Annotated in this window: 16 protein-coding genes; 6 read left to right on the plus strand and 10 right to left on the minus strand. The window is 48.5% G+C overall.

Translation table 11 applies throughout. The features are described from left to right. Positions 1-27 precede the first annotated feature (27 nt). Positions 28-555: a DUF2085 domain-containing protein gene (locus tag ACTS3T_RS16080; protein WP_377966500.1), complete on the minus strand. Its 528-nt coding sequence runs from the start codon at positions 553-555 to the stop codon at positions 28-30. Positions 556-805: 250 nt separating this feature from the next. On the opposite strand from ACTS3T_RS16080, the gene ACTS3T_RS16085 reads away from it, so the two are divergent. From ACTS3T_RS16085 to ACTS3T_RS16100, 4 genes are all read left to right on the plus strand, one after another. Then, complete coding sequence (locus ACTS3T_RS16085; RefSeq protein WP_377966502.1) at positions 806-1744, plus strand: YihY/virulence factor BrkB family protein; 939 nt, start codon at positions 806-808, stop codon at positions 1742-1744. Positions 1745-2009: 265 nt separating this feature from the next. Then, positions 2010-3797, plus strand: coding sequence for an SLC13 family permease (locus tag ACTS3T_RS16090; RefSeq protein WP_377966504.1), 1788 nt, complete (start codon positions 2010-2012; stop codon positions 3795-3797). 135 nt (positions 3798-3932) lie between these two features. Then, positions 3933-4493: an adenylyl-sulfate kinase gene (gene cysC, locus ACTS3T_RS16095; RefSeq protein ID WP_377966506.1), complete on the plus strand. Its 561-nt coding sequence runs from the start codon at positions 3933-3935 to the stop codon at positions 4491-4493. A 487-nt stretch (positions 4494-4980) separates the two neighbouring features. Further along, positions 4981-5352: a DNA-binding protein gene (locus tag ACTS3T_RS16100; protein ID WP_377966508.1), complete on the plus strand. Its 372-nt coding sequence runs from the start codon at positions 4981-4983 to the stop codon at positions 5350-5352. Positions 5353-5531: 179 nt separating this feature from the next. Here the strand turns inward: ACTS3T_RS16100 and ACTS3T_RS16105 are convergent, their stop codons facing one another. The 5 genes from ACTS3T_RS16105 to purM all read right to left on the minus strand — a co-directional run bounded on the left by ACTS3T_RS16105 (position 5532) and on the right by purM (position 9307). Continuing rightward, positions 5532-6059: a hypothetical protein gene (locus ACTS3T_RS16105; protein WP_377966510.1), complete on the minus strand. Its 528-nt coding sequence runs from the start codon at positions 6057-6059 to the stop codon at positions 5532-5534. An 89-nt stretch (positions 6060-6148) separates the two neighbouring features. Beyond that, a complete protein-coding gene (locus ACTS3T_RS16110) occupies positions 6149-6478 on the minus strand; it encodes a pentapeptide repeat-containing protein (protein ID WP_377966511.1) in 330 nt (109 codons plus the stop codon). Positions 6479-6577: 99 nt separating this feature from the next. Then, a complete protein-coding gene (locus ACTS3T_RS16115; RefSeq protein WP_377966513.1) occupies positions 6578-6775 on the minus strand; it encodes a hypothetical protein in 198 nt (65 codons plus the stop codon). A gap of 431 nt (positions 6776-7206) precedes the next feature. Then, positions 7207-8016, minus strand: a complete 810-nt coding sequence (locus ACTS3T_RS16120) for a prohibitin family protein (protein WP_377966600.1) — start codon at positions 8014-8016, stop codon at positions 7207-7209. 235 nt (positions 8017-8251) lie between these two features. Continuing rightward, the gene (purM, locus tag ACTS3T_RS16125; RefSeq protein WP_462935259.1) at positions 8252-9307 is read right to left on the minus strand and encodes a phosphoribosylformylglycinamidine cyclo-ligase; all 1056 of its coding nucleotides are present in this window, start codon (positions 9305-9307) and stop codon (positions 8252-8254) included. Positions 9308-9841: 534 nt separating this feature from the next. Here purM and ACTS3T_RS16130 point away from each other — a divergent pair. Continuing rightward, the gene (locus tag ACTS3T_RS16130; RefSeq protein WP_377966517.1) at positions 9842-10846 is read left to right on the plus strand and encodes a septal ring lytic transglycosylase RlpA family protein; all 1005 of its coding nucleotides are present in this window, start codon (positions 9842-9844) and stop codon (positions 10844-10846) included. 217 nt (positions 10847-11063) lie between these two features. Next, entirely contained in the window at positions 11064-12650 is a 1587-nt protein-coding gene (locus tag ACTS3T_RS16135) for a bifunctional pantoate--beta-alanine ligase/(d)CMP kinase (protein WP_377966519.1), read from the plus strand. A gap of 112 nt (positions 12651-12762) precedes the next feature. Here the strand turns inward: ACTS3T_RS16135 and ACTS3T_RS16140 are convergent, their stop codons facing one another. The 4 genes from ACTS3T_RS16140 to coaD all read right to left on the minus strand — a co-directional run bounded on the left by ACTS3T_RS16140 (position 12763) and on the right by coaD (position 15238). After that, positions 12763-13251 (minus strand): hypothetical protein, encoded by a 489-nt coding sequence (locus ACTS3T_RS16140; RefSeq protein WP_377966521.1) that lies wholly within the window; start codon positions 13249-13251, stop codon positions 12763-12765. Between the two features lie 149 nt (positions 13252-13400). Further along, a complete protein-coding gene (gene ruvA / locus ACTS3T_RS16145) occupies positions 13401-14027 on the minus strand; it encodes a Holliday junction branch migration protein RuvA (RefSeq protein ID WP_377966523.1) in 627 nt (208 codons plus the stop codon). 30 nt (positions 14028-14057) lie between these two features. Then, positions 14058-14777 carry an ATP synthase subunit B family protein gene (locus ACTS3T_RS16150; protein ID WP_377966525.1) on the minus strand — a complete coding sequence of 240 codons (720 nt, stop codon included), beginning with the start codon at positions 14775-14777 and terminating at the stop codon, positions 14058-14060. Continuing rightward, on the minus strand, positions 14675-15238 hold the full coding sequence (gene coaD, locus ACTS3T_RS16155) for a pantetheine-phosphate adenylyltransferase (protein ID WP_377966527.1): 564 nt from the start codon (positions 15236-15238) through the stop codon (positions 14675-14677). Before coaD ends, ACTS3T_RS16150 begins: the two co-directional genes overlap by 103 nt. Between the last annotated feature and the right edge of the window lie 3 nt (positions 15239-15241).

Here is a 15241-nt window from a genome sequence, read left to right on the forward strand (position 1 = left end):
CCTTTGCCCAACCCCTTAACGGCTAGGTCATGGTTTGAGAGGGCCAGTTCGCACTATACCCGGATGGAGTATCGGCATCAGGTAAGCCCCTAGCCCTAGTCCTGCAACCAAGCCAAAAAGCCCCATCACTCCATTGTTAATCTGCCAACTGCCAAAGCCCTGTAAAGCCAGCTCTAACGGATAGAACAAACACAGTAGAAACGTGGCGACAAAGCCCCACAGTCCATATTGCTCTAGCCAGTAGCGGCTACGTCCCTGGTCTTTGGCATAGAGCCAGCGCATAACCACCAGCCCCAAAACGGTGCCATAGCAACGGGTACAGACTGCCATGATATGCGGCGACCAAAGCATAGGCCCCAGCTCTGGCTGCGGGCAAACGTGCTGCCCCATGGTGTAAATGATGGCTGCAATCTGCGGCAAAACAGGTAGCGGCGCGGCGGCTAAAAAGGGAGCTGCCAGTGGCCCCGAAACTAGCCCAGCTAGGACAACATCGCCTAACAGGCTAGACCAACTTCGGTAGCGGAAGGGAGCAGCAAATATAGAGGAATTGGCCATAGGGCGCTTGTTTAACAGCAATGATTTAAGCTGTAACTAATTGTAATCGCCAAGCGTCAGTGCTAAAGGGGAAGATTACCCCCTTAACGTTTTGCAGCTTGAGTTGTTTCTGGCCTATAAGTTGCCTGCCTGTGCTGCTGTTGCTAAGGCAGAAAGTAGCATAAAAGGCTTTCTGTCAGCGGCTTTTAGCAGCTTTCAGTGCCCAACTTAGTGGCGACAGCTATATCAGCGTCTTTGTAGACAAACACCCGTGAAGACCCAGGAGATTTACCGTTCAAAGCCGATGCAGCTTTTTATCCGTAGCTTTCTCAAATGGCAGCAGGACGGCTGTTTGGATATGGGAGCTTCGCTGGCTTATTATGCGCTGTTCTCGCTGTTTCCGATTTTGCTGGTGATGCTCAGCGTTATGGGTTTTTTGTTGGGGCCAAAAACTGACATTTATGGTCAGATTATTGGTTTAGCCCAAGAGCTATTACCGCCTAGTGCTTTCAATGTAGTTGAAAGTACGCTGCTACAGTTGCACGAGGGCAGCGTTGAAGCCAGTATCGTGGGTTTTGCTGTTTTGATGTTTACCGCTAGCGGCTTTTTCAATGCTCTCGATCGCTCTTTTGAGAAAATTTGGCGAGCCCATGAACCCATTAATAACAATCGCAGCGTGGGGGAAATTGTGCTGCGGTTTTTGTGGCGACGTGTTTTTGCCTTTTTGCTGGTGTTGGGTTCTGCCGTGATTTTGCTCGCTTCGATGCTGTCTAAAATTGCGATCGCAATTTTTCTCAAAATGGTGAATACGGTGAGCAGTCAGGTGGGGCTGATTGTGTTTGAAGGGGTCAACTTGCTTCCCTTTTTGCAGTTAATCGTTTCGTTTTTGTTGCTGACGCTAGTTTTGATGCTGTTATTTAAGGTGTTGCCTCCGCGCCGAATTCGGTGGGGCGATGTGCGGCTGAGTGGTCTTTTGACTGCGCTCTTGCTCGTAGTTTTGCAACAATTAATCAGCAACAGTGTCATTAGTTTGGGTAGCCGTTTTAGCTCTTATGGGGTTGTTGGCGGGGTTATGGTTTTGATGTTTTGGATTTATCTCACCAGTCAGATTTTCTTGCTTGGTGGTGAGTTTACCTATGTCTATACCCGCCTGTTTGGCAGTCGCCAAAATGAAACCTCGCAGCTTCTGAAGACGTCTTTACCCTCCTGAGGCTGTTAATTCATTAGCTGCATGGCTGAAAGTGACTACCAGCTTTGCTAACCCCCGATCTCGGCGATTAACAGCCGAGTTCAGCCGTCTTCCCAACTGGATTGAAACGACTCAGCTAATCTGGGTAGATTTAATGTAAATTAAGCATCAAGTTTTGGTAAAGCTAGGAGAATTAGCTCACCGAAGTGCCTAGAGGTACGTCTATCAGTATTAAGTTTGAAGTTAGATTAAGCGGCTCTTGCAATGGGGCTTGTTTTACAACGCTATGCCAATGATTCTAACTTTCGGCATTACCGCCGTGGCGCTAGCCTGCTTTGTCTTTGAGTGGCTACCTGCCGATGTGACAGCGCTGTCTGTCATGGTAGTGCTGATGTTGCTAGGGTTAGTCACCCCCGAAGAAGGCATTGCTGGATTTAGTAATTCAGCCACTATTACTGTGATGGCGATGTTTATTCTCAGTGCTGGAATTTCTCGCACAGGGGCTTTGCAGCAAGCCAGTAGCTGGATTATTCGCTGGGGCGGTAAGCAACCCGGTCAACAGATTTTTGCCATGGGGGCGATCGCTGGGCCGATTTCTGGGGTAATCAACAATACGGCTGTTGTTTCAGTATTTTTGCCGATTATTGAAGATTTATGCCGCCAGCAGCGCATTTCTGTTTCCAAGCTGCTGATGCCGCTGTCATTTGCCACGATTTTAGGCGGCATGATGACCGTTGTGGGAACCTCAACGAGCGTATTAGCCAGTGGTCTTTCCGCCAAGCTGGGTTATGGCGAGTTTAGCCTGTTTCAGTTTACGGCGATGGGGTTCATTATTTTTGTTCTTGGCTTAGCCTATCTGGTCTGTGTGGCTCCGGCTTTGCTGCCTGATCGCAAAGCACCTTACGATGGCTTTAGCCAAGACTACGGCCTCAAAGACTATGTCAGCGAAGTGGTCATTACACCGCGATCGAGCTTAGTCGGCCATAGCCTTAAAGAAAGTCAGCTACAGCGCCGTTTTGATGTAGACGTCCTAGAGGTTATTCGCAACGGTAATCGCTTTCCCCAACCCCTAGCTGATAAGATTCTGGCGGCGGGCGACATTCTCATGGTGCGCGGTGGTCGCCAAGACTTGTTGAAAATTCGTGACAGCGAAGGGATCGAAATTTTGCCCGATGTCCAGTTTGGGCAAAAGTCGTGGCAGGCAGACCTTAGCTCTGAGGTGGAAGGGGTCGCTGAGGTGTTAGTGCTATCGAACTCTAATTTGATTGGCTCAACCCTCAAAGAAATTCGCTTTCGGCAGCGCTACAACACGACAGTTTTAGCAATCCGGCGGGGGGAAGAACTGGTGCGCGATCGCCTGGGTAAAGTGCCCCTCAGATTTGGCGATTTGCTCTTAGTACAGGGGCCAAAGCAAAGCTTTGTTGGTTTGCAAACCAGCCGTGACTTGCTTGTACTAGAGCAGCGTGATCTAGAAACCTTGCGAGCCGATAGAGCCAATGTCGCTATCGGCATTGGGGTGGGAGTGGTGGTGTTGGCGGCTGTTACCCAAGTTCCTATTCTGGTATCGGCGCTAGCAGGCGTTATCTTGATGATTTTGACCGGATGCCTGAAACCGGGTGAACTGTATCAAGCTGTTCGCTGGGACGTCATCTTTTTACTGGCTTGCCTGATTCCGCTAGGAACGGCTATGGAAAAATCCGGAGCTACCCAGCTCATTGCGCAACAGTTGGTCAGCGTCGGTGGTGAGTTGCCTAGCTACTGGTTGCTGCTGTTTGTCTTTGTGCTAACTTCTTTGCTTACAAGCATTTTGTCAAACAGTGCAGCCGTGATTTTGCTGCTGCCTGTAGGGGTGCAAGTGGCTCAAAACTTAGGCTTAAACCCGTTTACGATGATGTTTGTTGTCACTTTTGCCGCCTCAAATAGCTTCATGACCCCTATTGGATATCAAACAAATACGATGATCTATGGGGTTGGCGGTTATCGTTTTTTAGATTTTGTCAGAGTCGGTGGGCCACTTAGCCTAATTATGGCGATTGTGACTCCGGCGTTGGCACTCTGGCTCTATGGTCTTTAGTCCAGGTCAGAGCTGGAGGGGCGCTTTATCAGCCTCCTCTTGTAAAGCTGCTACAGGTGGGTGTTCCGGTGAGGAATTTGACCGCTGGCAGATGGTTACGCTTGTCCATGATGTTAGGAGATAGCAAAAGCAGTTATGGGTTCACAACAGCGCGGAGTTACGGTTTGGTTTACAGGTTTGAGTGGTTCAGGCAAATCTACAATTGCGCGAGCTTTGGAGGAGGAGCTAAGAGCGCGGGACTGCCAGCTAGAAGTGTTAGATGGCGATATTGTCCGAACCAATTTGACCAAAGGGTTAGGCTTTAGTAAAGAAGACCGCGACGAAAATATTCGCCGTATTGGTTTTGTGTCTCATTTGCTAACCCGCAATGGGGTGATTGTGCTAGTTTCAGCTATTTCTCCTTATCAAGCTGTGCGTGAAGAAGTGCGCGATCGCATTGAAGATTTTGTCGAAGTTTATGTAAGTGCTCCGGTTGAAGTCTGTGAAGAGCGCGATGTTAAGGGGCTTTACAAAAAAGCGAGAGCAGGGGAAATCAAAGGGTTTACCGGAATCGATGATCCCTATGAGCCTCCCACGCATCCGGAAGTAGATTGCCGCACCCACGAAGAAACGCTAACCGAAAGCGTTAACAAAGTGCTAGCCAAGCTAGAAGAACTGGGATACATTCAACCCGCCGCTACGCCAGCCTCGGTTTAGCAGACTGTAGCCCTTAGCCATTAACGTAAAAGTGAGAGACACGAGGTTCGTGTCTCTTTTTTTTGGATCTCTTTTTTCGGGTTCAAACAAACGCAGAAAGCGGTAAGCCAAATTCAGCGCTGTGTGACTACAGCCACACAGCGCAAGACCCGGCTAATACCGATTCTTCAAAAGAAAGGTACAGATGAGACTGACGAAACGTATGCAGAGCAAAGACTGTTCAATTCAAAATCGAAGATCCAAAATCGAGAATTGATATAAGACCTTACTCACTTAGGTTAAAACTGTTTGGCTTACAGCAGATGTCTACTCGTCCTTAAGAGACAAGCAGAGGAGCGTTCAAACCTAGAAACTTTTGCGATCGCTACCGATTTAGCACTCAATAAAGCTAGCCAAAATAAGTTCATTAAGTATATCTACTCAGGTCAAAAGCGACTTCGTTAAACTAGAGGCAAATAAAGTTGATCAAAGGAGGATTGAATTTATCGTGAAATCGGCTATTCTGTTTGCTCTCGTCTCTACAGCAGCCGTCGCCCGTGTATCCATAGCGCAAAACCCAGTGCCTATTCAAACGCTGCAGCGTCAGCCGGGAGTGGCTATCTCTGGTGAAGTGGGTGATGTCGTAGGCAACGATTTTGTTCTCACTGATGGCACAGGTCAAATTGTCGTTGATGCTGGCCCGCAATGGTATCACCAAATTAATATCGCTTCTGGAGAACAGGTGACGGTTGTAGGTGAATACGATGAGGGTGATTTTGACGCTTTCAGCATTACTCGCAGTAATGGTGAGGTGATACAAATTCGACCTGCAGATGGCCCACCCCCGTGGGCAGGCGGGCCACAACGCCAAGACAGATAAGCTACCTAATTCGGCTTAAATTTGCTGTCAACGAGCGATCGCGCGATCGCTCGTTTAGCTCAGTAAAAATTGAACGAGCCTAAATGATGACGTTTAGAGTAGCTTTTTTATCTCTCTTTTGGGGACTGTAGGCTTTGAGCGTTTATTCAAGTCAACTTTAGTTTGAGATTGTTTCAGCCTCAAAATTGGGACGCCACTAAAGGCTTTTGAGGCATACTTTGGCAAAAAGCAACTTCTGCTTTTTGCGTCCAAGCTCCATACAACAGCAATTCATCTAACGTATCGAAATTAAGCAAACAAGGAGGGGTAATTAAGCCTGAACCCTTTTCATGCGTTTGCAGTAGGCTAATTAGCCAGGGGACAAATTTTAGAATCTCATCTGGCAAAAGCGTTAATTCAAACCGCAGCAGCTTTTGTCTGTTTAGATGCAGTTCTTGATGGCGTTTTGTCGGTTCAAAATTAAGCCCCTGGTTGACACCCAAGCGTAAAATAAGCGGGCGATCGGGCAACAACCTGTCAGGTGCTATATGAGCATACAGACACGCATAGTTTGGCCGCTGATAGCGATCTATCCAAGAGACTTTAGCCGTATTACTTGAATAGGAGTTTCCTTTAGTAATGTTGACTGGTTCACTAATTTCTGCCGCAAATAATTTATAGAACTCGTGTCGAACTTGTGAAATTGTCCGAATTGCTTCTGGCGTCATTCGAAAAGTTTAATAGAAAGCTTGAGCAGAGATAAGCTAAAACGGTTGATTAAATATATGGCAAATTTTGATATGGCAGATTTTGCCTGTTAAGCCTGAGAAGCAGATTGAGGAATAATTGTGCCGTGGAGCGTTGCGCTTTTTAAGTCAACACCGCTGAGATCTACATTCGTTAAATTGGCTTGGCTTAAGTTAGTATTTGTCAGTTTGGCTCCTGTCAAAACGGTGTTCATAAGTTTGGCACGGCTGAGATTAGTTCCAGTCAGGTTAGCTTTGGCTAAGTTGGCTCCGCTTAGGTCAATACCGCTGAGGTTCAGGTTCCGTAAGTTGGCAGCAATCAAATTGAGGTTCCGAAAATCTCTCTGGCCAGCAGCGTATCGACTCAACAATTCTTTGGTGTAGGTTGGTTTGGCAAGCATTTGATTAATTGAGGTTAAGTCGTAAAGGCATTTGATGTTTTAGATCAAATGCCTATGGTTGCATGAAATAGACAGCAGCTTAAATAGCTAACAGGTTAACTAAATCAGCATGCGACGGCGGCGAATGTCATACCTAGCGACGTAGCCTACAGAGCTAGTTCGCAAATAAATAACGTTATCAATTAGCTGGGAATATTCTTCAACTGGCTGTTTAAAAAGAACATCACTGCGATCGCAACTTTCACGATAGGCTGATACAGCGCTTTCAAAGTCGAGACTGGAAGAATTCTCGGTCATTAGTTACCTTTGGTTGAAGCTTCGGTAACTGCTTAGATAGCATGCACCTTGTGCTCAAGCTAACAGCATGCTACCCAGCTCTTGGTTTTACCAACTTAGCACGTAAATATCCATAGCGACAGAAAGTATCGACCAAGCTGCTAAAAAATCTTCAGCATTTTAGTCCTACAACGTTTGCATATTTACCTTATCGAAGCGTTTTCTGGACTCAGCACAACCTGGAGCAGCCCTAATAGAGTCAGACTATGCATTCTATTGAGCAACTATAGTCTCTCTATCCAACCCTCTTCTATCGAACTAGGATGAGAGCTTGATCTCTCGTTGGCCAAAACAACGCAAATTCGTCGATTTTGCCTGGACTGACAAAAGAGGGCTAAAGTGGCCTGTCTCCAAGCTGTGTCTGAGTTAATGGAGTTTAAGGTTCAAGATTATTAGTCTTGTAAATCTCCAACATTAAACAAAAAGGGAACGCTGGCACTTGATTCGCTACCCATTACCAAAACTTTGGGCATCTGGGCACCTCCTTCACGCCAAGCTTCAATCGCCTCTTTCTGCAACACCAAATCACCACCTTGCGCCTTCAACGTTTCTGCCAAAAGTCGCTGAGCTTCGGCGCGTCCTTTGGCTCGGTTGACTTCCGCCTGGGCTTCTTGTTCTGCTTCTTGCGCAATGTAAACGGCTCGACGAGCGCGTTGTTCGGCAATTTGCTTTTCTTCTACGGCGCGAGCAAACTCTGGCGAAAAGTTAAGATCGACAACGCTGGTGTCTAAAACGATGATGCCGTATTTTTCTAAACGGCTATTGAGCGCAATATCAAAGTCTTTTTTTAGCTCAGACCTTTGGGTAATGGCCTCTTCAACGGTTCGCCGAGCCGCTGCAATCTTAAATGATTCTTGCGTCTGAGGCGCAATGATTTTAGAGACCACATTCTGCAAAGTTCCTTGAGTCCGTCGAATATTCACAACTTGAATCGGATCTAGCCGGAAGTTAATCGCAAAGCTTGCGGAGAGATTTTGCAGATCTTTGGTTGAGCTTTGAGCCGGAACCTCAAACTTCTGTACCGTGACATCGTAAATATCAACCCGTGATATAAAAGGGGGCTTAACGTGAATGCCTTCTAGCAAAGGCCCATCTTGCGCCTTGCCTAAAATGCTAAGCACCCCAGTTTGCCCAGGGTTGATAATGACAAAACTGCTAGAAGCTAGAATGCCCACGATGACTGCCACGATAGAGATAAAAATGGGCTGCCAGCTTGGAGCTTGATTTTTCAAGGTTCTTTCCTGAATAAATGAACATCAAAGTTGGGATCAAGTTGCAACTCGATCGCTTCTACTAATATGACATTCACTTCCGGCCTTCACCGATCATCCAGGCGACAGGGACAAATTTGGCAGTAGCCAGCAAGAAAAATCGCTACTAGGTGAGGTTGATGGGTAAGGAGCAAATGTGAAGCCTTACCCAACACCTACCAGACGGCTAATCCTGCGGTAGTCCCAGCACTTCACCCTTGCCCTCAACTACTTGGCCAATTTCATAAGCCTCAACGCCCAAGGCTTTGAAATGCTGGAGGGCTAGACTCGCCTGAGCAGCCTCAACTAAAACCACAAAGCCAATCCCCATATTAAACGTGTTGAACATTGCCGCTGGTTTGATATCGCCTGCGATCGCCAACCATTCAAAAATCGGCAAGCTAGGCCAACTGCCCAAGGCTAGCTGAACAGACTGATTGGGCCCCAGGCAACGAGGCAAATTTTCAGGCAGACCACCGCCCGTAATATGAGCCATAGCGTGAATCGCTAATCCCTGGCGTAGCCCTTTTAGCACCGGATCAACATAGAGACGGGTTGGTGTGAGCAGCACCTCGCCTAAAGATTTACCCTGTAGCTGCTCAGGGCGATCGCTCCAGGCATAACCAGGAGCGCTTTGTCCAGGAGGTGTGCGATCGCTAATGACTTTGCGCACCAGGCTATAACCATTGCTGTGAACCCCTTGACTGGCGAGGCCAATTGCAACATCTCCTATTTGAACGCGATCGCCTGTTAGAATCTGCTGTTTTTCAACCACCCCCACGCAAAAACCAGCCAAGTCATACTCTCCGGCTGGATAAAAACCTGGCATTTCAGCCGTTTCTCCCCCCAAAAGTGCACAACCCGCTTGCTGACACCCAGCCGCAATCCCGGCAACAACCTGAGTTAGTTGAGCGGGCTCAAGTTTGCCAGTCGCCAGATAATCCAAGAAAAATAGCGGCTCAGCGCCACATGTCAGCACATCATTTACACACATCGCCACCAAATCAATGCCAATCGTGCCGTGCTGATTGAGCGCTTGCGCAATTTTGAGTTTAGTTCCTACCCCATCGGTGCCCGAAACGAGCACAGGTTCTTGATAGCCGGAAGATAGCTGAAACAAACCGCTAAATCCGCCTAGCCCTCCCAAAACTTCTGGCCGATGGGTTTTTTCCACCATCTGGCGAATTTGCCTAACAAAATTCTGACCTGCCTCAACATCAACACCTGCGTCACGATAGTCCATAAGTTTTAGCCATTAATTCCATTTACTCAGTATCCATTCATAAGCAAATTGCATAGTTAGCTTTAGCGGGGCTAATGCTTAGCTACATCTATTTGATGAAAACTCAACTAAAACGCTGCCTAAAAATGGTTTTGGATTATGCATAAAATCGCATAGCCAAAATTAATTTGCCACCAAAAAAAATCCAAAAAGTGGCTCAATCAATTTGTTTTCTCTAAGCAGTTTGCAGGGGGGTATAAAACTTTGTAAACATTTCCGTACAGTCAAAAGTCTCGAAATATTCCTGAAAAGCTTATGGGCAGACCCATTCCTAAGAAGTGTAAAGTTTGCGTGAATTTTCGGAATCTGCTTTTTTCCCAAAAAATACCCTGATCCCGATTACCTATTCTTCGTGCTAACGTACTTTTCGGTCAACAGCAGAGGGTGAAATCGCAACGATTACGAGTTAGAGCAAACCACGCGAGACTTTCTCGCCCTGAATTTTCCGACAGTCTCTGGGCGTAATCGCTTTTCAAAACACTTGTTGATGGACTTATGAAACAAAAATTTTTGGGTAGCCTGACAGCAGCCCTGGTCGTGTCCGCGATCGGCCCAGCGCTGTCAGTCCATGCTCAACAAACGGATGACCTAGGTCAAAGCTTATCGGATAACGCAGTCTATGCTTCTAGCCCAGTAACGGATGAGACCCAAAGCGTAAATCAGGCAGAACTTGCTGCAAATGCGTCAACCCAAAACCAAGATTTTATTCGGGTGTTGGGGCATCCTCTAGATACCCGCCAAGCGGCCACACTTTATATTCACAACATTCCTGTGCTGACCTTCTTAGGGGCCACGCTTGACACAACTGCCGATAAAGCCGTCACTGCAGGCAGCCGTTCTTCTGCTAATGACGTTAATGAACCGTCAGAGGTTCCGGCTAGCGGATCTGACCAAGCTTTTAGAGATGATCCGGTCATCCGAGCAACAGCCGTGGCAGCCCGAATCAATCAGCTAACGCGCAATCAGCTAGATGCCAGTCGGATTACAGCCCATTGGGATGCCGCCGAAAATGCCTATGTGATCAAAATCGACGGCAACCCCCTCGTTAGCTTCGATGAAAACTTAATTCTGCCCGATACTACCAGCAATCCGGCAGAAGACACACTGCAGGCGACGAATCGACTCCGGCGGTTGTTGGGAGCAGCCTCTCCTTTAACTGAGATTGAAGGACAACCTCAACCCACGCCTCCTCAGGTCGCCAATGTGGCTTTTGCTGCCAGTGGTATGGCTTCTTGGTATGGCCCTGGCTTTCATGGTCGTCGCAGTGCCAGTGGTGAAGTATTTAATCAAAATGCTTTGACAGCTGCCCATCGTACTTTGCCGTTTGGTACTCAAGTGCGGGTGACCAACCTCAGCAATAACCAGCAAGTGGTTGTGCGAATCAACGATCGCGGCCCTTATAGCCACGGACGAATTATCGATCTGTCGGCGGCGGCGGCGCGCCAAATTGGCTTGGCTCAAGCAGGGGTCGGTCGTGTGCGGATTGAGGTGTTGCAGTAAGTTACAACGGCAGTGGTCACTTTTTGGGATTCTGTCTAGCTTAGTATTAGGACTAGCTCTGAGGCCCCTTGCTATCGGTATCAGCGAGGGGCTTTTGAAGTTAGCTTGCAAAACGAACTGGTTTATTGAAGAGTCCGTTTGAGAATTCTGCAAAGCTTGTTTACAAAAACTAAATTGATAGACACTGTCATTGAGGCAAGATTCACAGAGGTCGCTTGTGCAGTTACTCAAAACCATTGAGGGGCTCCGCTGTAGCCTCGCGCAGTTAAGTAAAGAGTCGTCGGATCGCTTTCCGAATTCACCCAAGAAGTCTGTAGCGTTGGTTCCAACTATGGGGGCGCTACATGCGGGGCACCAAAGTTTAATTCACCGGGCTAGACAAGAAAACGATGTGGTTGTGGTCAGCATTTTTGTTAACCCGTTGCAGTTTGGCCCTCAAGAAGACCTAGCTCACTATCCGCGTAATTTAGCCGCCGACCAACAGCTTTGCGCTGCTGCTGGCGTAGATATTGTTTTTGCGCCGACGGCGGCGGCTTTGTATGGCGATGACGCCCAAAACCCAGAGTCGTTGACTCAGATCATTCCTCCTGCTCCGATGACGACTGTGCTTTGTGGGCCTTTTCGACCGGGGCACTTTCAAGGTGTGGCGACGGTAGTGACCAAGCTACTCAACATTGTGCAGCCAGATCGAGCCTATTTTGGGCGCAAAGACGCTCAGCAACTGGCGATTTTGCAGCGGTTGGTGCAAGACTTAAATTTGCCGAGTCAGATTGTGCCTTGTGCGATCGCCCGCGAAGCCAATGGCTTGGCCTATAGTTCTCGCAATCAGTATCTTTCGGCAACCGAGCGATCGCAGGCGGCGGTTCTTTACCGCAGTTTGCAAGCGGCAGCGGCGGCGTTTCAAACGGGCGTTCGTGATAGTGAAACTTTACTGAAAACGGTACAGGCCGAGCTTGAGACGGTACCTGAAATTCGAATTGAGTATGTAGAACTGGTACACCCTGAAACGTTAGTCCCTTTAAAAACAGTTGAGACAGTAGGGCTTTTGGCGATCGCAGCCTATCTAAGCCAAACGCGGCTGATTGACAATATGCTGCTGCGATCGCGCTTACCAATTATTGCGATTGATGGGCCAGCCGGAGCCGGGAAATCTACCGTAGCGCGGCAAGTTGCGCAAAAGCTAGGGTTGCTGTACTTAGATACCGGAGCCATGTATCGGGCAATTACCTGGCTGGCGTTGCAGCAGGGGATTGATCCTCAAGATCAAGTCGCTATGGCTGAGCTAATGCCGACGTGTCAAATTCAGCTTTCTAGCTTAGAGAATGACACCGAATCCCCCAATCCGTGGCCAACCCGGGTTTGGGTCAATCAGCAAGAAGTCACGCAAGCAATTCGCTCAGAGGTCGTTACTAAGCAGGTTTCAGCCGTTGCAGCTCAACCTATTGTTCGAGAAACTTTGTTAAAGCAGCAGCAGCAATACGGGGAAAAGGGGGGCATTGTCATGGAGGGGCGCGATATTGGCACTCATGTATTTCCGCAGGCGGAATTGAAGGTGTTTTTAACGGCTTCCGTTCACGAGCGAGCCAGACGACGGCAGCTTGATCTCAAGGCTCAAAACCAACCCCCCGTTGATCTAGAGGCATTAGAGCGAGCCATCTACGAGCGCGATCGCCAAGACAGTAGCCGTCAGGTAGCCCCTTTGCAGAAAGCGCCTGATGCAGTTGAAGTTCAAACCGATGGCCTCTCGATTGCTGCCGTAATTGCCAAAATTGTCAGCCTTTATCAAGCACGACTAGCTGGTTAAATTCATTTATGGCGATCGTCCAAGTCTAGAGACACTTTACTGGCTAAAAGCCGCTGATATAAAAGCTTTTCTTTTGCCTTCCGCCTGCCGCCCTTAGCTATAGCAGCCCTGGTCAAGCCAAAATACTAAACCAAATTCCGGCGGGTGCAGCTTTGGCTGCCCAAAAATCGCGGTAAAAAATGCGATCGCCCAAATGAGCCACAACTCCGCTACCGATGACTAAGCCAGTTGCCAGGTTGCAAAACAGCGTTATCTGGTGATGTTCTTCCGGTTCTACGACATCCTTAGAGAAAGGAATTCTAGCCATACAAATTTCAATCGGAAAAGGCATAGACGTTTGCGGTGTCAGCAACACCGGGCTAGACTGCCAGCTCGTGACCCGACCGAGAGCGGTTTGAGACAAAATCACTACACCCGCTGCTAAATGATTGATCTTAACCCAGAGCTTGTACTCAACGGCTACGGCTAGCGGGGCATCGGCAGAATCAAGAACGGCGAGATTGTGTACCCGCAGACTGACCTGATGCAGCGCCGCAATAGCGATCAGCCCGGAACTATCTTCTAGTAAATTTGAGGGCAGTTGCCCCTTTTCAACAGACATGCTGCTTGGCCCCTAGCATAGGGTGGGCTGAGCAGCGGCCTTGGCTAGATTAAGCTGACTAAGCGGTAGCTGTGTCATTGCGGGGAACCTTCTGAAAACAATGACTTTAGCTTATAAAGCTAGAGAGAAGAAATCGGGTGCTGTTTGGGTTAGCGGCTGAGCCAAGCGATCGCTTCTCGAATCCAATCTTCGGTATCAGCACTTTTGGGCAGAGCTGTGTTTTGGCCTACCGCTTGCAAAGCCTGGACAATTTCTCCGGTGGTGTATCCTAACGCTAGCAAAGTCATTTCAACTTCTTCTTGAATGCTAGGCGCAGGCCCAGCCAAGGGTGCCTGGGCTAACCCAGTTTGCTGTCGCCATTCTGAAAGCTTTGTCTTTAGCTCTAAAACAATCCGTTCAGCCGTTTTAGCGCCTACACCCGGCGTCCGCGACAATACCCGAATGTTTCCGGCCACCACTGACTGAACGAGCTCTTGCAGTCCTAACGTATCTAGCATGGCCATTGCCATTTGTGGGCCAATCCCGCTGACGCTGACGAGTTGGCGAAACAGATCTCGCTCAGGTCGTGAATTAAAGCCAAACAGCACCATCTGGTCTTCTCTGACCTGCAAGTGGGTGTGGATGTGTACAGGTTCACCGAAGGGCGGCAGCAAGGTCAGCAGCCGGGGCGTGACTTGAACATCGTAGCCAATTTGATTGACTTCTATCGTAATGATGACGCGCTGATTGCCCAGCTTTTGAATTTCGCTGAGAATGCCTTTGAGATAGCTGATCATAAATGAAAGGGCACTTAGGCAGTGAGCGCTTTAAGGCTGAGGAGAGCGCTTGGGGTTGTGTGCTTCGCGCGATCGCCCCACCCGTGTGCTAGTGCGATCGTTGTTAGCCGTCGGTGGTTGCAACTGCTGCCGCCCATTGCGAACGACCCTGAGCATGTCAGAAAACTGGCGCTCCATTTGTTGCAAGACATGGTCGGCGTAGGCGTCGGCTTCTTGCTGAATTTCTTGGGCTTCTGCCAGTGCCTGCTGGCGCATTTGCTCCCACTCTTGCTTGGCTTGCTGTCTAAGCTGCTCAATCTCAGCTAAAGTTTGGCTTTGCAGCGCGTCGCACTCTTGATTAACCTGATGCCGCAACCGTTGAGCCTCTTGCTCAGCCTGACGCATAATTCCCAATTCGTCTAAAATTTGAGCGGCTCGTTGCTCAGCCGCGACCACAATCTCTTCAGCAATTTGTTCTGCTTCTAGCAACAATTCTTCTCGGCGCTGCACGACCTGCTTGGCTTCTCGAAAGGCCGTGGGCAGGTTTAGCCTTACCATATCTAGCTGGTCAAGCAGCAATTCTTCATCGATCAGGGTGCGGCGGCTAAAAGGAATCCGAGGACTGTCTAAAACAATTTCTTCGATGCGGTTGAGCGCCTGCTGCAGATCTATATTTCCGGCTCCTGGAACAACGAGTTCCGGGGCAGGCTGTTCATTGAGGTTGGCATTGCTGGCCTGAGGGTTGATGCGAGAGGGTTCTGGACGTAGCATTTGTGGATATCAAGAGCAACATGCTGGGGAACGAGGTGATCAACGGGACCTCCGAATTTGGCAATTTCCTTAACTAGGCTGCTGCTAAGAAAACCATATTCGGTAGAGGTCGCCAAAAAAACCGTTTCTATTTCGTCAGAAAGAGTTTTGTTGGTGTGAGCCATTTGCAGTTCTTTCTCAAAATCAGAAAGAACCCGCAGCCCTCGCAGCAATACCTGCGCTCTTCGCATTCTCGCATAGGTTATGGTCAAACCGTCATAGCTATCAATTTCGACATTAGAAAGATGTGGGGTAGACTGACGAATTTGCTCAATCCGTTGGGCTACTGAAAATAGCGGAGATTTACCAGGGTTGTGAGAAACCACTACGACAACGCGTTCAAACAGGCGACAGGCGCGGGTAATGATATCTAAATGCCCAAACGTAATCGGGTCAAAGCTTCCAGGGTAGATAGCAAGCACGTT

It is taken from the genome of Almyronema sp. (genome assembly GCF_052168255.1).
Lineage (GTDB): Bacteria > Cyanobacteriota > Cyanobacteriia > Phormidesmidales > Phormidesmidaceae > Sphaerothrix > Sphaerothrix epifaneia.